Below are 17018 nucleotides of genomic sequence, written 5' to 3'. Positions count from 1 at the left end.
GCCACCAGGTTCAAACGTTGCGAAACCGCTGTTGCTGCAACACCGCCGTCACCTGTTCGCAGCGCTCGATATCCCCCATTTCCAAGAACAAATCGGCGGCCTTGCGCAGGTCCTCCACCGCACCCACTTCATCCCCGAGGGCGAGACGCACCTTGGCGCGGTCGAAATAGCAGGGGGCTAACTCCGTATCCATGCGTAGGGCCTGATTGAGTTCCTCGAGCGCCCCGCGGTAGTCCCCCTTTTCCATCTTCACCAGGCCGCGTTCGTAAAAGTCATCGGCTCCCATCTGGCGCTTGTGGGTCGTGACTTCCTTATGGATGTAGCGGTAATTCGGGTTCATATCCAGCGCCTTTTTGTAGTCGGCGGCGGCTCCCTCGTAATCCCCCAGTTTCCGTCGGGCAAGACTGCGGTTGTGGTAAAACTCGGCGGCGTCGGGGTTGAGTTCTATCGCCTTGGTGTAGTCATCAACCGCCCGCTGGTAGTCCTTGACCTTGAACCGGATCAGCCCCCGATTGTAATAGGCCTCCGCCATACGTGGATTGTAGGTGATGGCCTTTTCCAAATCAGCCAGCGCCTGAGCGTAATGCTGTAAACGCCGGTAGGCCACGCCCCGTTCGTAGTAGGCTTCGGGGTTGTGGGGTTCCAACGCCAGCGCCTCGTTAAAGTCCTGGATGGCCGCTTCGTAATCCCCCTTTTCCATCTTCTGGCGGCCTCGGTTGAGCAAAGGTGTCGCTGGACTCGGTGGCGCCTGGGGTTTGGCCGGTGGCGGCGGCGGGACCGCTGGTACAGGGGTTACCGGTGGCGAAGACGAGACATGAACGGTCGGACGCCGTTGGGACAACCACCACCCCAGACCCACCCCTAGCGTGATGCCTACGCCAGCAGCCATGAGAACCAAGGGCAAGGGACGGGGTGACCGTGGCGGCGATGGATGCGTTTGACCGTGAGCAACCGTTACCCCTAGGGCTATGCCAATCGCAAAACCCAAGCCCCACCACTTGCTCAGACAGCGCATGCTTTGGATACCAGGCGGCCAAACGTATCTTTCATCCTAACTTTTCAGTGGCCTTTTGCCAATTGCGCATCGAGACATTTCCCCACCAAAGCTCATAATAAAAAGGCGATCATTCATGCTCTGGTATGCTCCGACGCTGGCGCTGGTTTGGGTATGGAGCCGTTTTCCTGTTGACCCTGATGCTGCTGTTGGGTCTGAGTCAAAATCTGGTCAACCTTTACACCCAAATTCTGACCGTTGCGGGGACCACCGTCGCCAATGGGTTGCTAGGGCTGCTGCTGCTGGTGATGTTGGGATTGGTGTTGACTGTTGGCCGGATGGTCTGGTTGGCGGGTCGGCCGGCCCGTCCAGGCCCTCAACGCCCGCCGTCACCCCCTGGGGATGTCCAACAACACCTGGAGCAGATCGCTCAGCAATTGGCCCAAATTGAGGACCAGGTCACCCGTCAATATCTGGAAGCCCAGTACCAGGAACTGCTGGCCCAACAAAACCGCCAGCCCCTGCGCCTGGTGATGCTCGGCACCGCTTCGACGGGTAAAACGTCGTTAGTCAATACGTTGTTAGGACGCATCGCTGGGGAAGTCGCCCCGACGCTGGGAACGACACAAACCGTGCAGGTCTATGGCTTTCGTATCAAAGGCGTGCCGCGCCGGCTGGAGCTAGTTGACACGCCGGGATTGCAGGAGGGGTCGGTGGCCGGGGCCAGCCGGGAACAAGAAGCCATCGCCTGGGCACAAAAAGGGGATTTGGTGATTTGGGTGGCGGATAACGACCTGCGCCAGTCAGAAATAACCGTGCTGGTGCAGTTGCGACAACTGGGAAAACGCGTGGTGCTGGCGCTGAACAAAACCGATCTGTATCTCCCTGCTGACCAAGAGGTACTGCTCGCCCAGCTACGCCAGCGGCTCCAGGGCTGGTTGGCGCCCGAGGATGTCGTGCCCATTGCCGCAGCGCCTCCGCCAGTGACCTTGGAAACGGGGGAACCCTATCAACCGCCCGTGAATATTGAACCCCTCTTGCAACGGGTCGCGGCAATTTTGCAAACCGAAGGCGAGCAGTTGATCGCTGAAAACCTGCTTTTGCAGTGCCGGCAGTTGGGCGCCGAAGCCCAGGCAATTTTAGAGCGACAACGGCGACGCCAAGCAGAAGCCATTGTGGAGCGATTTCAGTGGATTGGCGCCGGGGTGGTGTGGTTGACGCCCTTGCCGGGGGTGGATTTGCTGGCGCAAGCGGCGGTACAGGCGCAAATGGTGGTGGAGTTGGGCCAGGTGTATGGCTGCCGCTTGAGTCTAGAGCAGGGGCGCGAACTGGCGCTGTCTTTAGCCAAAACGTTGACGGCTCTAGGTGTGGCGCGGGGGATTGCCAGCTTGGTGAGCCGGACGTTGAAAACCACGGTCGCGGGTTATGTGTTTACATCCGCCGTACAGAGTGTGAGTGCCGCCTATCTCACGCGGGTAGCGGGTCTAAGTTTCATTACCTACTTTCGCCAGAACCAGAGCTGGGGCGAGGGAGGCATGGCGGCGGTGGTGCGACAACAGTGGGAGCAAGAAAAGGAAACGCTGCCCCGCTGGGTGCAAATGGCCTGGCAACGGTTACAGGCGGGGCAATCCGGGCGACGGCCCTAGTCGTTGGTGGTTCGGGGTGTCACGAGCGTTAGCCAGAACATCATCCACTCTTAACCTGGGGATAACCCCAACCATGACGCCAGTCGTTACAATAGCGGCGACTTTGTGTATCCACGAGTAGTATGGGGATTCGCCGACGGGAAGCTCTGCTGTTTTTAGCGAGCGGGATTGGCGTGGCAGCGTTGGGGTATCGAGGCACGGAAGCGGCAACATCACCCCTGAAGTTTCGGCCAGTTCGAGGTGTGATGCCCATTCCTACCGATGGCTTGACGCCGGCGCAGCAGAAAACGGTCTACGCCAAGGTGGAAGTGCTCGACGACTTGGTGCTGCCGGAGGGCTACACCTACGAGGTGCTGGCGGCCTGGGGCGACCCGTTGGGCGATGGCCGGTTTGGGTACAACAATGACTATGTATCGTTTGTCTCGGCGGGCAATGACCGAGCCTACTTGACGGTGAATTTTGAGTACATCAGCGCCCGCACCTGGATGGAAACCTACCAGCCGGTAATCGGCCAGACGTTGCCCATCGCAGAAGTGGAAAAGGCAATGGCATCAGGGCCGATTGATGTCTCTCGCTTACCTGGGGACAGCCCTCTGCGTCAGGCCATTGAACAGATTGCGGTGGCGGCCATGCAGGATTTGGGGATAGGGGTGATGACGATTCGGCGTGAGGGTCAGCGGTGGGTGAAAGCCCCTAGCCCCGCCGACCGTCGTATTACGGGGATTTCCGGCTGGAAAGATGGACGCTATCTCAAGGCGACGGGACCAGCGACTCTGATTTTTGCCAAAACCCAGGGCCAGGGCTATCTCGACGGTTTGGGCGATAAGATTATCGGGACGTTTGGCAACTGTGCGGGCGGGACGACCCCTTGGGGCACGGTGCTGAGTTGCGAGGAGAATTTTCAGGATTTGGTAGCCGAACCCGTTTATCCCGATGGCACGTCCTTTGCACCGGGAACCCGTCCTTTTACGATTGCAGCGGACGGGGACTTGGCGGGGCATGGCAGCGCGCTGGGGCTGGCGGGCAACAAGTACGGTTGGGTGGTGGAAGTCGACCCGGCCAACCCCAATGACTACGGCACCAAACACACCTGGCTGGGCCGATTTCGCCACGAAGCGGTGGGGATTCGGGTGGTTCCTGGCAAACCCCTGGCGTTTTACTCCGGTTGCGACCGGCGCGGGGGACACCTGTACAAGTTCGTCAGCCGGGAGGTCGTGCGCAATCCTAAAGACAAGAGCAACTCCCGCCTGTTGACGGATGGGATGCTCTATGCGGCCAAGTTTCATCCTGATGGCACGGGCCGGTGGATTCCTTTGACCCCAGACACACCGGTGAATCCGGACCCCCCAGAAGTCCACGCCGGCGGGTTTATTAATTTGCCCAAGCGACCGGAGGGGGGATTTGCGCCGGTTACGACCACCGCCGAAGTGGAGCAGTACAAACAGCGGTTCAAGACCTTGGGCGATCTTTACACCGGCACGCCTCAGGAAAAACAGGGCGCGATTTTGATTGATGCCCACTATGCTGCCAGCGCGGCGGGAGCTACTTGCACGGCCCGGCCAGAAGACACAGTGATTGCCGCCGATGGCACGCTGTATATTGCCTTCACGTCGGGGAGTCCCAATGCAGTTGATGGCGGGCCGGATGAGCGGGTGTTTATAGGGCCAGCCAATATGCGCTCCTACGAGCCGGGCTGGATCATGGCCTTGCGAGAGAAAGACGGCGAACCCGCCGCTTTGACGTTTACCTGGGAAATGGTGGCGACAGGAGGCGAACCGGCTTTGGGGGGCGCGGGCTTTTGCAATCCCGACAACCTAATGGTGGACCCGGCGGGGCATCTGTGGATGGTGACGGACATTGGTACGTCTCGCTTGAACAGTCCGGCCCACATTCCAGGAAGCGGTCGCTACGGCAATAACTCCATGTGGTTTATCCCGACCCACGGGCCGCAGGCGGGCCAGGCGTTCCTATTTGGCATTGGGCCAATGGAGTGCGAATTGACGGGACCGTGCCTGAGCGACGACGGCAGAACGCTCTTTTTGGCGGTACAGCACCCTGGCGAGCGGTTCGGAATTCGCAAAGACGGGGCAAAACGGGTGCTGCAAGTGCGGATGCAGGATACGGAGGGCGACCGGTTCATCCAGGAGCGAGTGGTGCCCCAGGGGTCCAACTGGCCGAGCAAGACGCCCAACGCACCCCCGAAACCGGCAGTGGTGGCCATCCGGCGGCTGGACGGTCAACCCTTGGTCTAACCCGCTACGATGGGTGTGAAGGGTTTGGGTTGACCCAAGGTGGTACTGGAGCCGATTGCCATTCCCAGCCTGTTGCGCTTGCCGGAGAAAAAGTTATCCCTGACGGTGCGGCAAAAGTTCGCTGGTTTGCCCCTGCTGACACCGGCGCAGGGGGTGGTGGACATTTGGCACCAGGGGACGCACTTGCGGGTGGAGGCACAGGTGAGCATGATTGTCACCTTGACCTGCCGGCGCTGCTTGTGCCAGTACAACCACCGGCTGCCGTTGCAGGTGTCGGAAATCATCTGGTTGGATGCGGTCAAGAGCGACCCGAATGCCTGGCCGCTGGAGCAGGAGGTACCCCTAACGGATTTGATGGAGTACTTGCCGCCGGAGGGGTGGTTTGATGTGGGCCAGTGGTTGTATGAACACATTTCCCTAGCGCTCCCGACCGACCCCCTGTGTCGCCCTGATTGCAAGGTCGACTGGCCCGGGGGTGAAGTGGAGCAGGAAGGCGAGACGACGGACCCCCGCTGGGCGGCGCTAGCAGCGCTGGACTGGCCGGAATAGCTATGGACTTTGCCCAGGAGCTTGGCCTACTCATTCGGGCGCGGTACCCGTTCATCTACGTGCCCACGGTGGAAGAGGAGCGCCTGGAGAGCGTGATTGGCCAGGTGGCGCGGCGCTTGGGGCAATGGGGCGTTTATGTTTGGGATTTTGTGGAGGGCATCCAGGGCAATCCCAACGACCAGGGATTTGCGCGGCGGAATCCCCTGCAGGCGCTGGAGTTTTTGGAAAAATTGCCCCCCCATGCGCCGGCGCTGTTGGTGTTGCGGGATTACAGCCGGTTTCTGGAGGACGTATCGGTGGCCCGCAAGTGTCGCAATCTCAACCGGGTGCTCAAGGCCCAGCCCAAAAGTGTGATTTTCGTTGCGCCAGAGGTGCGTCTGCCGCTGGAGTTACAAGAAATTGTCACAGTGTTGCCGTTTGGGTTGCCCACTGCTGAGGAGTTGCGCCGGGAATTGACCCAGATGGTGCAGGGGTTGCCGCAGCCGCCGTCGCCGGAGCTACTCGAGGACTTGGTGCGCTCTTGTCAGGGGTTGTCCTTGGAGCGGATGCAACGGGTGATTGGCCGGGCGCTGGCGCAACGGGGGAAACTCACCGAAGCTGATGTGGAGGAGGTGCTGCTGGAAAAACGCCAGATTATTCAACAGACCCAAATTCTGGAATTTTGCACCCCGACGGTGACCTTGAACGATGTGGGGGGCTTGGATAATTTGAAGCTCTGGTTGCAGCGGCGGCAAAAGGCCTTCAGTCCGGCGGCGCGGGAATACGGGTTGCCCTACCCACGGGGGTTGTTGCTGGCGGGATTGCAGGGGACGGGCAAATCCCTGACAGCCAAGGCGATTGCCCACCACTGGCATTTACCCCTGTTACGGTTGGATGTGGGGCGGTTGTTTGCCGGGTTGGTGGGGGAATCGGAAAGCCGCACCCGCCAGATGATCCAAATCACCGAAGCCCTGGCTCCCTGCGTGCTGTGGATTGATGAGATTGACAAGGCGTTTAGCGCCACCGATAGCCGCTCCGACGGGGGCACCACCAACCGGGTCTTCGGTACGATTCTCACTTGGCTGGCGGAAAAAGAATCGCCCGTGTTTGTGGTCGCTACAGCCAACCAAATTCAGTTGTTGCCGCCAGAGCTGCTGCGCAAGGGCCGGTTTGACGAAATCTTCTTTGTGGGGTTGCCCACCTGGGAAGAACGCCAGAGCATTTTGCAGGTGCATTTATCCCGCTTGCGGCCCCACACCTGGCAAACCTACGACATTGCGCGCTTGGCCTGGGAAACGCCGGATTTTTCGGGAGCGGAACTGGAACAGGCCATCATTGAAGCCATGCACATCGGATTTAGCCAGGGCCGGGAGTTCACCACCGACGATATATTAGAAGCAGCTAGCCAGATCGTTCCGTTAGCGCGCACGGCCCAAGAACAGGTGCAACTGTTGCAACAGTGGGCCAGCACTGGCAAAATTCGTTCCGCTTCTCGCCACACCAGTCTCAGCCGTCGGATCGAGCAAATGGAGGACCAGGATTATTATGGCGAGTCGCCTGCGTGAGTCCACTTCGCCATGGACATGGGTCGCCAGTTTTGTGTTAGCCACCACGTTGCCCATGACCGCCAGTTTTATCCTGGTGCGCCTGGGTTTACAGCACTGGCGCCAGACGATGATGCCCCAACCAGAGACGCCAACGCTCCAGCCCAATCCGCCCCAGACCGATGTCATTCCCGCTGGCCAGCGGATGCAGGTCACAGAACCGCAAGGGTTACTAGTGCGGGCGCAACCGGATGCCAACAGTCGCGTTGTGGGAACCGTCGCCTATCAGCAGACGGTGGAGCGGTTAGACGTCAGTCCCGACCGGCAATGGGAACGGGTACGGCTCCCGGCCCAGCAGGTCATCGGGTGGGTGCGGGCTGGCTATTTACAACCCCTGGCAACGCACACACCGGCGGCCATACCGAACTTGTGGGTCACGGCAAAGGATGGTTTGATGCTCCGGCGCGAACCTAGTACATCCGCCCCGGTCGTCACCGGTTTGGCCTATGCCCAGGAGTTAATCCTACTCACATACAACGCCGACAAAAGCTGGGCGCAGGTGCAAGTGCCAGCGACAGGCACCATCGGTTGGGTCAAGGCTGAATACACGCGCGCTACTCCCCCCACCGAACGGGAAGGCCGACAAGTGGCGGTCAACGCTGCGACCGGTCTGCTTTTGCGGGAAGCGCCGAACGGTACCCCCCTCACGACCCTACCGGATAACGAAACACTGCTCGTTTTAGACACCAGCGCCGATGGTCAGTGGCTAAAGGTGATGGTGGTGCGCACGCAACAGCAAGGGTGGGTCAAAAGCGATTACACGCGACCGTTATGAAGCGCTGCGCCCGATAACATAGGCCGTTCCCAGCCCCAGCAGAAACCCAATCAGGTGCCCCCACCAGGCCACGTAGGGTTCTTGGGGTAAAACGCCCCACACCAGTCCGCCGTAATTCACCAGCACCAACACCGAAATCGCCAGGGAAACCAAGCGCCTCTCTTGCCAACCGATCCACAGCAAATAGCCAAATAGCGTGTAAACCACGCCGCTCATTCCATGCACCGGATGCGGCCCCAGCAACCAGCACCAGACGCCGCCGCCAATCCACCCCACCAGCAACACCCATCCATAACGGCGATAGCTCTGCACCAGAATCAGCCAACTGAAGAGCAAAAAAGGAATCGAGTTGGCGAGCAAATGGGCAAAGTCAGCGTGGGAAAACACCGAGAAAAAAATGCCCGGTATCCCTGCAAGCCGCCGGGGAAGAATCACCAGATTCCAGCGACCCCCAAACACAACCTGGTCTACCATTTGTTGCCCCCAGGCCGGCAGCAAAAAGTAGAATGGCAACGCAAAGGTGCGCCGCAACTCCTGGAGAACAGAAGCCGCGATAGTCCCCGGAAAAGTCGGCTCTGCAAGCCTGCGTCGGTTTCGGCTACCCGGCTCGCCCATGGATGCAGGGGAGAAACGTTCAAACCGATTGTAGCCGCTTAGGTGATCACAGTCGGACGTTCCATCCCTGTGCTCGCGCGCAACTCGGCGATTTGGTCAGCAATTTGAATCAAGTCGGCCAATGCGACTTGGGGGTCCAGGTTCAGGCGAGTCACGTCTGGCTCATAGCGCTCCATATACACCCGCACAGTAGCCCCCTGCGTACCCGTGCCCGACAGCCGGAAGATCAAGCGCGACCCATCGCTAAACCCAATCCGAATCCCCTGGTGCGTGGTGAGACTCCCATCAATCGGGTCCTGGTAAGCAAAGTCATCAGCGTACTGCACCGTGTAACGCCCCCGGGTGGTGCCCACCAGCGCAGGTAACCGCTCCCGCAGGCGCTCCATCATGGCATTAGCCCGGTCGCTGTCCACTCCCTCGTAATCATGGCGCGAGTAGTAATTCCGCCCATATTGCCGCCAGTGCTGGGTCACCAAATCCGCCACCGATTTTCCGGTCACCGCCAGGATATTCAACCAGAACAGCACCGCCCACAGCCCATCTTTTTCCCGCACGTGATTGGACCCAGTGCCGAAGCTTTCCTCGCCGCACAGGGTGACTTTGCCTGCATCGAGCAAATTGCCAAAAAACTTCCAGCCCGTCGGCGTTTCGTAACAGGCAATGCCCAATTTTTTTGCCACCCGGTCCACCGCTTGACTCGTTGGCATCGAGCGGGCAACCCCAGCCAAGCCTGCTTGATACCCCGGCACCAATCGCGCATAGGCCGTTAACAAGGCCAAACTATCGCTGGGACTGACGAAACATTGCCGCCCCAAAATCATATTCCGGTCCCCATCTCCGTCCGACGCCGCGCCAAAGTCGGGGCCATCTTCCTTAAACATCAAGTCCACCAACTCCCGCGCATAGACCAAGTTAGGGTCGGGATGACCGCCGCCAAAATCCTCCAACGGCGTGCCCCGGATCACGGTTCCCGCTGGCGCCCCTAACATTTCTTCCAAAATGCGATGGGCGTAGGGGCCCGTCACCGCATTCATGGCGTCAAAACACATGCGGAATTGGCCATTGGTGAGCAACTCCCGCAGGCGGTCAAAGTCAAATAATTGCTGCATCAATTGGGCGTAATCATCCACCGGATCAATCACTTCCACCTGCATATTGCCCAAACGAGTTGGCCCTAATCGGTCCAGGTCAATATCATTTGCTTCCAAGATGCAATAGGCCTCAATTTTTTGGGTGTATTCATAAATTTGGTTGGTTACTTTTTCTGGTGCCGGCCCCCCATTGCTGGTATTAAATTTCACCCCAAAATCGCCGTTGGGTCCGCCTGGATTGTGACTGGCCGAGAGAATAATACCCCCCAAGGCGTGATACTTGCGAATCAGACAAGACGCCGCTGGTGTCGAAAGAATCCCGCCCCGGCCCACTAGCACCCGACCGATGCCGTTGGCTGCACACATTTTCAAAATGGTTTGAATGGCCGTGCGGTTATAAAAGCGACCGTCACCCCCTAGCACCAGCGTGGCACCTTGCCGGTCGGGAAGCGTGTTGAAAATAGACTGGATGAAATTTTCTAAATAATGGCGCTGCTGAAAAGTGGCAGTGGGTTTACGGAGTCCCGATGTGCCCGGTTTCTGACCCGCAAACGGTTGGGTTAAAACGGTGCGGATATTCATGGCTCGACCTCACAGTTGGCTACGCAGTTTTAGGAGTGTAGCGAATCTCGTGGGGACAGAGACGACCGGCCTCAAAATCGCTCAAGTTGGCAATGGTCGTAGTGGCAATCTCCGTTAATGCTTCGCGGGTAAAAAAGGCTTGATGACCAGTCACAATCACATTGGGGAAGGTCAACAGCCGTTGAAACAAGTCGTCTTGGATAATTTGAGTGGATAGGTCCTGGAAGAACAAATTTTCTTCCTCTTCGTACACATCCAGACCGAGCGCCCCAATTTTCCCCGACTTCAGCCCGTCAATCATCGCCCGCGTGTCAATCAACGCCCCCCGACTGACGTTAATCAGTATCACACCGGGCTTCATCTTGTCCAGCGCCCTCTGGTCAATCAGGTGATAGGTTTCTGGCAACAGGGGACAATGCAGCGAAATAATGTCCGATTGGGCATACAGTTCGTCGAGCATGACGTAGCGGGCGTTTTTGAGCTGCGGAAAACGGTCGTTGGGATAAACATCGTAACCAAGCAGGCGACAACCAAACCCCTGGAGAATTTCCGCAAATACCATGCCGATTTTCCCAGTGCCGATGACCCCGACCGTGCGCGCGTGCAAGTCAAACCCGAGTAATCCCTCTAACGAAAAATTACCCTCCCGCACCCGGTTATAGGCCCGGTGATATTTCCGGCTCAGGGTGAGAATCAAACCGATGGCATGTTCAGCGACCGAGTAGGGGGAATAGGCCGTGACCCGCACAACGGTTAATCCCAATTCCGCCGCCGCCTGCAAGTCCACGTTATTGAACCCCGTACACCGCAGGGCAATCAGTTTCACCCCCTGGCGATGCAAAATGCTGAGGGTCTCCCGGTCGAGCACATCGTGGACAAACACACACACGCCCTGGGCGTCCCCCGCCAAGGTTGCTGTACTCGCGTCTAATTTCACGTCGTAGTAAACGAGTTGATGACCCGCTTCCCGGTTAGCGGCGTCTAGAAATTGCCTGTCGTAGGATTTGGTGCTAAATACGGCCACTTTCATCCCCGTTCCTCCTGCCCCTAATCAGGACAAAAAAGGGGGAAAAGCCAGCAACAAAACGCACTTCTCCCCCTTTGTGGAGCGACTAGAACGGCCAGCGCCAGTTGGCAAATTCTGGCATATCTGTCCCGTGCTCGTAGGCGTAGTTGCGGCAATCAATTTGCATGTTCAGGAATTTCTCCTTGGCATGCGCCCCAGCGACCTGCAACTTCGGCACCCGGTCAATCACATCCATCGCCAAAGAAAACCGGTCAATGTTGTTGGCAATCGCCAGCTCCAAGGGGGTATTGATGCTCCCCTTTTCCTTGTAGCCCCGCACGTGCAAATTGCGATGGTTATGCCGCCGGTAGGCCAAGCGGTGAATCAACCAGGGATAGCCGTGGAAATTGAAGATGATGGGTTTATCGAGGGTGAACAAGCTGTCGAAATCCCGGTCGCTTAGGCCATGGGGATGTTCACTCTCGGGCTGCAGCCGGAACAGGTCCACCACGTTGATAAACCGAATCTTCAAGTCGGGGAACTCCTGGCGCAGGAGCGCGGTGGCCGCCAGGGCCTCCTGGGTGGGAATATCGCCGCAGCCGACCATCACCACATCCGGTTCGCTGCCCTGGTCGTTGCTGGCCCAATCCCAAATGCCCAGCCCCTTGGTGCAGTGGCGAATCGCCTCGTCCATGTTCATGTACTGCAGGTGCAATTGCTTGTCGCAGACAATGACATTGACGTAGTTTTTGCTACGCAGGCAGTGGTCTGCGCACGACAGCAGCGAGTTCACATCCGGCGGCAGGTAAATCCGGGTCACTTTGGAACTTTTGTTCACCACCAAGTCGAGAAAGCCTGGGTCCTGGTGCGTAAACCCGTTGTGGTCTTGCCGCCACACCGTCGAAGTAATCAGGATATTGAGCGAGGAAATCGCCTGGCGCCAGGGGATGTGACTGCTCATTTCCAACCACTTGGCGTGCTGGTTGAACATGGAGTCAATGACATGCACAAAGGCTTCGTAGGTGGAGAAAAAGCCGTGCCGTCCCGTGAGCAAGTACCCCTCGAGCCAGCCCTCAAGGGTGTGTTCGCTGAGATATTCCATGACCCGGCCATCGGGTGCCAATTCCCCGCCGTCGGCATCCTCGGGGAAATACTCGGCAATCCAGAATTTTTTACTGGCCTCGTACACTGCATCCAGCCTGTTGGAGGTGGTTTCATCCGGGCCAAACACGCGGAAATTGTGGGGGTTGAGGACCATCACATCCCGCAGGAAGGCCCCCAGGGGTTTGGTGTTCATGGCCTCCATCGTGGCTGGTTTGGGGACCTGGATGGCATATTTCGGGTCGCGGAAATCCGGCATCCGCAAATCCCGCCGCAGGAGTCCTCCGTTGGCGTAGGGCGTCGAACCTAGGCGTTTGGTGCCAGTGGGAGCAGCAGCCATCACCTCCGGTCGAGGCGCGCCCTGCTCGTCAAACAGTTCCTCTGGCTTGTAGCTGCGCAACCATGCCTCCAAGATGCGCAGGTGTTCGGGATTCTGCTTCACGTCTGCCAAGGGCACCTGGTGGGAGCGCCAGAACCCTTCAATTTTTTTGCCGTCCACATAGGCTGGGCAGGTCCAGCCCTTGGGTGTGCGCAACACAATCATTGGCCAGCGAGGACGTACGGTTCGACCCGTCGAGCGCGCTTCCGCTTGAATCCGGTGGATTTCGGTGATGCAGTGGTCCAGGGTTGCTGCCATCGCCTGGTGCATGCTCTCGGGTTCCGACCCCTCCACAAAGTAGGGCGTGTAGCCATAGCCCCGGAACAGAGCTTCTAGTTCTTCATGGCTGATGCGGGCCAGCACCGTGGGGTTATTGATCTTGTAACCGTTCAGGTGCAGGATGGGGAGCACCGCCCCGTCGCGAATCGGGTTGAGGAACTTGTTGGAGTGCCAGGCAGTCGCCAGGGGACCGGTTTCCGCTTCCCCATCTCCTACGAGAGCCGCCACAATCAGATTAGGGTTATCAAAGGCGGCGCCAAACGCATGGGACAGGGCATAGCCCAGCTCGCCCCCCTCGTGGATGGAACCAGGCGTTTCCGGAGTACAGTGGCTGCCGATGCCGCCAGGGAACGAAAACTGCTTGAAAAACCGCCGCAGCCCCCTTTCATCCAAGCTGCAATTGGGGTAAAACTCGCTGTAGCTGCCCTCCAGGTAACAGGGCGCTAGGAATCCAGGCGCACCATGCCCTGGCCCCACAATGTAGAGCATATCCTGGTCAAACTTTTTGATCACCCGGTTGAGGTGCGTATAGACAAAGGCAATCCCCGGGCTAGACCCCCAGTGGCCCAACAGACGATTTTTGATGTGCTCCGGCTTCAGGGGCTGCCGCAACAGGGGGTTGTCCTGGAGATAAATCATCCCGACGGCTAGGTAGTTGGCCGCCCGCCAGAAGGCGTGTAACTGCTGCAACTCCACCGGCGACAGGGGTGCGCCGGTAATGGTGGAACGGGCAGGACCAAACGCGCTCAAATCGCTCACTTCAGACTTTGTCGGCGTCGCAACCATAACTCAATTCCTCAGCGCATTGCCGTTGCTATCACTCTAGCTTTAGGGACTCAGGAAACCGGCATTAATTTAGATGGGTTTAAGGTTTGGGAACACCCGCGCCTTTGACCGCTTTACCGATGTACATCACACGGGTATTGTCATTAAATCGTACTTTCAATAAACCCTGCTGAGCAACCCGTCGCAGGCCCATAAACAGGAGCCTGAGTAGGGTCAGCCAGTCACCGCCGTTGGTCAGGTCAAACCCGCGGTAGCAGATATTTTCAAAACCGGCTTGTTGTAAAAATTGCGTCAGTTCTGCAGGGGTAATAAATTTCTCCCAGTCGTGAATTCCCGGGGGAATTTGGCGTAGGACATCTTCTAACAACCAGATCATCAAAACCTGGGATTCCCAGGTGCGGTTAATCGTATCGAAAAGGAACAGGCCGCCCGGTTGCAGGACGCGGCTGCACTCTCGCACCACTTGGTCCACCCGCTGGACGTGTTCCAGCACATCCACACACACCACGACTTGAAAGGTGCCGTCGGGATAGGGCAGGGCTTCCCCCACCCCCAGGCGGTAGTCAATGGATAACCCGTGACGTTGGGCATGCTCCCGCGCCACCGCAATCGAAGCCGCTGACGGGTCAACGCCGGAGACAAGGGCGCCTCGCCGGGCCAAAAATTCGCAGGTCAGGCCGCCGCCGCAGCCCACGTCCAGCACGCGCACGCCCCGCCAGTCGGAGACAAACTGGTCAAAAAACTGGAAGCGACCGGGGTTGAGATGGGCCAGCAGGTTTAGGGAACTGCCAGGTTGCCACCACTGGTCGGCGTGCTGGTCGTAGTAGGCGAGATTGTTGCGGCGCATAGCCGGGATAATGAAGGGAGACGCTTTGACGATAGCAAGATGCTGGCGCTTTTGGTGGGACTGGCGGGACTGGCCTGGCTCGGGATGGCCTGGTTCCGAGGCGGTTTCTGGCGAGCGGACCAGGTGCTGCCGGCTGCTGTGAGAACGCTCCGTGCCTGGCCGAGCGTTGCCGTGTTGGTCCCGGCGCGCAACGAAGCAGAGACCTTGCCCCAGACCCTGCCTAGCCTCGGGTGTCAGGATTACCCCGGCGCCTTGGCCATCTGGGTCATTGATGACCAGAGTGACGATGAGACGGCCAGCATCATTCAATCCATCGCCCAGACGAGCCGACATCCGGTGTACTTGCTGGCTGGGGTGCCCCTGCCGACGGGTTGGACGGGGAAACTTTGGGCGCTGGAGCAGGGCTGGCAAGCAATCCAATCCCAAGGCGAACGATATCAGTATGTGTTGCTGACGGACGCTGATATTTGTCATGCGCCCGATGGCCTCCGGCGTTTAGTGAGCAAGGCGGAAACGGAAGACCTGGGCCTGGTGTCCTGGATGGTGAAGCTGCGCTGTGTGTCCTGGTGGGACCGTCTGCTGCTCCCCGCGTTTGTGTTCTTTTTCCAAAAGCTCTACCCGTTTCCCTGGGTCAACGACTCCAAGCGTCCAACCGCTGCTGCCGCTGGAGGTTGTATCTTGCTGCGTAGCGAGATTCTCCGGAGGCTGGGGGGATTTGCTTCCTTGCGAAACGCCCTGATTGACGACTGCACCTTGGCGCAACGAGTCAAGGGGTTGGGGTTTTCCTTGTGGCTAGGCTTGACAGACCAAACGGTGAGCGTGCGCCGCTACGGTTCCCTGGCCAGCATCTGGCAAATGGTGACCCGCACCGCGTTTACCCAGTTGCAGTACTCTCCCTGGCGGCTGTTGGGCACCGTCCTGGGCATGAGCCTGGTGTACCTGGGGCCGCCAGTGGGAAGCTTGTGGGGCGGTCTGACCGGACAGTGGCTGTGGGCGGCCCTTGCCCTGGCGACCTGGGGACTGATGGCAGCGCTGTATGCCCCCACCCTGCGCTGGTACAACTTACCCTGGCACTGGGGGTTCACCTTGCCCCTAGCGGCGGCGCTCTACACCTTGATGACCCTGGACTCCGCTCGCCGTCATTGGCAGGGAAAAGGCAGCGCCTGGAAAGGCCGAGTTTATCCCAAAGGCAGCTCTGGCTTGGGAGCCGCCGCTGACTGACCGTTGACGCTGGCAGGTGCGTCCCCTGGTGGATTTTCAATCGTCAGCACCGATGGACGACACTGGCGAATCGTCCAGGTAATCCCTTCAGCCTGTTCCCCCAGCAAGTCCTCCAAATACCCTGGCTGCGCCGCCTCCGCCTCCGCGCGGGTGGCAAACGGCCCAAAGTAGTACAGGCAAGGGGGCTGCGCTGTCCGCATCTCTACCCACCAGGCCAAACCGACCCGCTCCAGCACCGAAATATACAGTTCCCGAAACGAATCTTTAAATCTCATGATCCCACCCGCAACATCCACACGCAAGTTGCCCAACCCCAAAGCGTTTTACCTAGATTCTACCTAAAGCGATACTAAATTTTTGTAACTCTTCTTAAACTTTTGTAGCGAATTGGCCGGTTGTTTCGATGCTGCCTGCTGTGGGTCACTTGGCGACAGGTGTGAGCAGCCGAGCGGGTTGGTGTTGGCGACGGACTTCGTAGAGGGCCATGCCGCAGGCGATAGCTGCGTTCAGGCTAGGAGTTTTGCCGCTCAGAGGAATGCACAGAGACACATCGCAGTGGCGGCGCAGGTTCAAGGTCAACCCAGGGCCTTCGGAACCCACCGCCAAGGCCACGGCGTTGGCAAATTGCACGTCGTATAGAGGCGTCGGCGCTTCCGGCACCAGGGCATAGCTCCAGAACCCAGCCGTTTTCAGCTCCTCCAACGCCCGCGTCAGGTTGACCACGCGCACCACCGGCAGATGGCTAAGCGCACCGGCAGCTACCTTCGCCACCGTGCTGGTGACTCCCACACACCGCCGCTGGGGAATGATGACGCCGTGACCGCCCATGGCCTCCGTCGTGCGGATAATCGCTCCCAGGTTTTGGGGGTCCATAATGCCCTCCGCCAGAACCACCAAGGGCTGGGGCTGAGAACGAATATGCTCCAGAAATTGCCCCAAATCCCAGTACTGATAGGGGCTGACCTGCGCCACAACGCCCTGGTGGTTCGCGCCGTGGGTCAGCTGGTCCAACCGCTGAGCGTCCACCTGGTCAATAACGGTGCCGCGCGCCTGGGCCTGGGTAAGCAAGGGCTGAAACCGGTGGTGATAGCGCAGTTGCGGCAGGATCCACACCCGGTTCAAGGGCTGGTTTTGCTCCAATGCCGCCAAGACCGTGTGCCGCCCGTAAATGTAGTCCGTCAATTCGGGCGGGTTAGAAGGGGACGGTTTCGCCGCCGGTCGGGGGCGGGTTATGACACGTCGTTTGGGTTTCGGAACAGGAGCAGAAGCCGGCATTCGAGAGTCATCCACCGTCAGTACATTCTCATCAGTA

General features: G+C 58.8%; 14 protein-coding genes. 6 read left to right on the top strand and 8 right to left on the bottom strand.

Annotated features, from left to right (window positions below):
- Positions 1-10: 10 nt before the first annotated feature.
- The gene (locus NZ705_05885) at positions 11-1015 is read right to left on the bottom strand and encodes a tetratricopeptide repeat protein (GenBank protein ID MCS7292493.1); all 1005 of its coding nucleotides are present in this window, start codon (positions 1013-1015) and stop codon (positions 11-13) included.
- 125 nt (positions 1016-1140) lie between these two features.
- Here NZ705_05885 and NZ705_05880 point away from each other — a divergent pair, with 125 nt between their 5' ends.
- The 5 genes from NZ705_05880 to NZ705_05860 all read left to right on the top strand — a co-directional run bounded on the left by NZ705_05880 (position 1141) and on the right by NZ705_05860 (position 7799).
- Positions 1141-2640: a GTP-binding protein gene (locus tag NZ705_05880; GenBank protein ID MCS7292492.1), complete on the top strand. Its 1500-nt coding sequence runs from the start codon at positions 1141-1143 to the stop codon at positions 2638-2640.
- A gap of 122 nt (positions 2641-2762) precedes the next feature.
- Positions 2763-4892, top strand: a complete 2130-nt coding sequence (locus tag NZ705_05875) for a DUF839 domain-containing protein (protein MCS7292491.1) — start codon at positions 2763-2765, stop codon at positions 4890-4892.
- A 39-nt stretch (positions 4893-4931) separates the two neighbouring features.
- Positions 4932-5441, top strand: coding sequence for a DUF177 domain-containing protein (locus NZ705_05870; protein MCS7292490.1), 510 nt, complete (start codon positions 4932-4934; stop codon positions 5439-5441).
- 2 nt (positions 5442-5443) lie between these two features.
- A complete protein-coding gene (locus tag NZ705_05865) occupies positions 5444-6985 on the top strand; it encodes an AAA family ATPase (GenBank protein ID MCS7292489.1) in 1542 nt (513 codons plus the stop codon).
- Positions 6966-7799, top strand: a complete 834-nt coding sequence (locus NZ705_05860; GenBank protein MCS7292488.1) for an SH3 domain-containing protein — start codon at positions 6966-6968, stop codon at positions 7797-7799. The genes NZ705_05865 and NZ705_05860 overlap by 20 nt, the downstream gene beginning before the upstream one ends.
- Here NZ705_05860 and NZ705_05855 read toward each other — a convergent pair.
- From NZ705_05855 to ubiG, 5 genes are all read right to left on the bottom strand, one after another.
- Positions 7794-8330: a rhomboid family intramembrane serine protease gene (locus NZ705_05855; protein MCS7292487.1), complete on the bottom strand. Its 537-nt coding sequence runs from the start codon at positions 8328-8330 to the stop codon at positions 7794-7796. The genes NZ705_05860 and NZ705_05855 overlap by 6 nt on opposite strands.
- A 122-nt stretch (positions 8331-8452) precedes the next feature.
- Positions 8453-10087 (bottom strand): alpha-D-glucose phosphate-specific phosphoglucomutase, encoded by a 1635-nt coding sequence (locus NZ705_05850; GenBank protein MCS7292486.1) that lies wholly within the window; start codon positions 10085-10087, stop codon positions 8453-8455.
- 19 nt (positions 10088-10106) lie between these two features.
- Positions 10107-11117 carry a 2-hydroxyacid dehydrogenase gene (locus NZ705_05845; protein ID MCS7292485.1) on the bottom strand — a complete coding sequence of 337 codons (1011 nt, stop codon included), beginning with the start codon at positions 11115-11117 and terminating at the stop codon, positions 10107-10109.
- 82 nt (positions 11118-11199) lie between these two features.
- Positions 11200-13638, bottom strand: a complete 2439-nt coding sequence (locus NZ705_05840; GenBank protein ID MCS7292484.1) for a phosphoketolase family protein — start codon at positions 13636-13638, stop codon at positions 11200-11202.
- Between the two features lie 79 nt (positions 13639-13717).
- Positions 13718-14485 carry a bifunctional 2-polyprenyl-6-hydroxyphenol methylase/3-demethylubiquinol 3-O-methyltransferase UbiG gene (ubiG, locus tag NZ705_05835; GenBank protein ID MCS7292483.1) on the bottom strand — a complete coding sequence of 256 codons (768 nt, stop codon included), beginning with the start codon at positions 14483-14485 and terminating at the stop codon, positions 13718-13720.
- A gap of 39 nt (positions 14486-14524) precedes the next feature.
- On the opposite strand from ubiG, the gene NZ705_05830 reads away from it, so the two are divergent.
- The gene (locus NZ705_05830; protein ID MCS7292482.1) at positions 14525-15706 is read left to right on the top strand and encodes a glycosyltransferase; all 1182 of its coding nucleotides are present in this window, start codon (positions 14525-14527) and stop codon (positions 15704-15706) included.
- Here NZ705_05830 and NZ705_05825 read toward each other — a convergent pair.
- Positions 15664-15981 carry a DUF1816 domain-containing protein gene (locus NZ705_05825; protein ID MCS7292481.1) on the bottom strand — a complete coding sequence of 106 codons (318 nt, stop codon included), beginning with the start codon at positions 15979-15981 and terminating at the stop codon, positions 15664-15666. The two genes, NZ705_05830 and NZ705_05825, sit on opposite strands and share 43 nt — an antisense overlap.
- A 145-nt stretch (positions 15982-16126) precedes the next feature.
- A complete protein-coding gene (gene rlmB, locus NZ705_05820; GenBank protein MCS7292480.1) occupies positions 16127-16888 on the bottom strand; it encodes a 23S rRNA (guanosine(2251)-2'-O)-methyltransferase RlmB in 762 nt (253 codons plus the stop codon).
- Positions 16889-17018: the final 130 nt, after the last annotated feature.

It is taken from the genome of Gloeomargarita sp. SKYB120 (assembly GCA_025062155.1).
Lineage (GTDB): Bacteria > Cyanobacteriota > Cyanobacteriia > Gloeomargaritales > Gloeomargaritaceae > Gloeomargarita.
Note: the sequence above shows the minus strand (reverse complement) of the source record. Positions and strands in the feature narration are given on the sequence as shown.

Bases quoted from the DNA above. Each gene is read 5' to 3' on its own strand.
- NZ705_05850 (MCS7292486.1), bottom strand. From the start codon at position 10,087: ATGAATATCCGCACCGTTTTAACCCAACCGTTTGCGGGTCAGAAACCG.
- ubiG (MCS7292483.1), bottom strand. From the start codon at position 14,485: ATGCGCCGCAACAATCTCGCCTACTACGACCAGCACGCCGACCAGTGG.
- NZ705_05840 (MCS7292484.1), bottom strand. From the start codon at position 13,638: ATGGTTGCGACGCCGACAAAGTCTGAAGTGAGCGATTTGAGCGCGTTT.
- NZ705_05845 (MCS7292485.1), bottom strand. From the start codon at position 11,117: ATGAAAGTGGCCGTATTTAGCACCAAATCCTACGACAGGCAATTTCTA.
- NZ705_05830 (MCS7292482.1), top strand. From the start codon at position 14,525: ATGCTGGCGCTTTTGGTGGGACTGGCGGGACTGGCCTGGCTCGGGATG.
- NZ705_05885 (MCS7292493.1), bottom strand. From the start codon at position 1,015: ATGCGCTGTCTGAGCAAGTGGTGGGGCTTGGGTTTTGCGATTGGCATA.
- NZ705_05860 (MCS7292488.1), top strand. From the start codon at position 6,966: ATGGCGAGTCGCCTGCGTGAGTCCACTTCGCCATGGACATGGGTCGCC.
- NZ705_05825 (MCS7292481.1), bottom strand. From the start codon at position 15,981: ATGAGATTTAAAGATTCGTTTCGGGAACTGTATATTTCGGTGCTGGAG.
- NZ705_05865 (MCS7292489.1), top strand. From the start codon at position 5,444: ATGGACTTTGCCCAGGAGCTTGGCCTACTCATTCGGGCGCGGTACCCG.
- NZ705_05880 (MCS7292492.1), top strand. From the start codon at position 1,141: ATGCTCCGACGCTGGCGCTGGTTTGGGTATGGAGCCGTTTTCCTGTTG.
- NZ705_05875 (MCS7292491.1), top strand. From the start codon at position 2,763: ATGGGGATTCGCCGACGGGAAGCTCTGCTGTTTTTAGCGAGCGGGATT.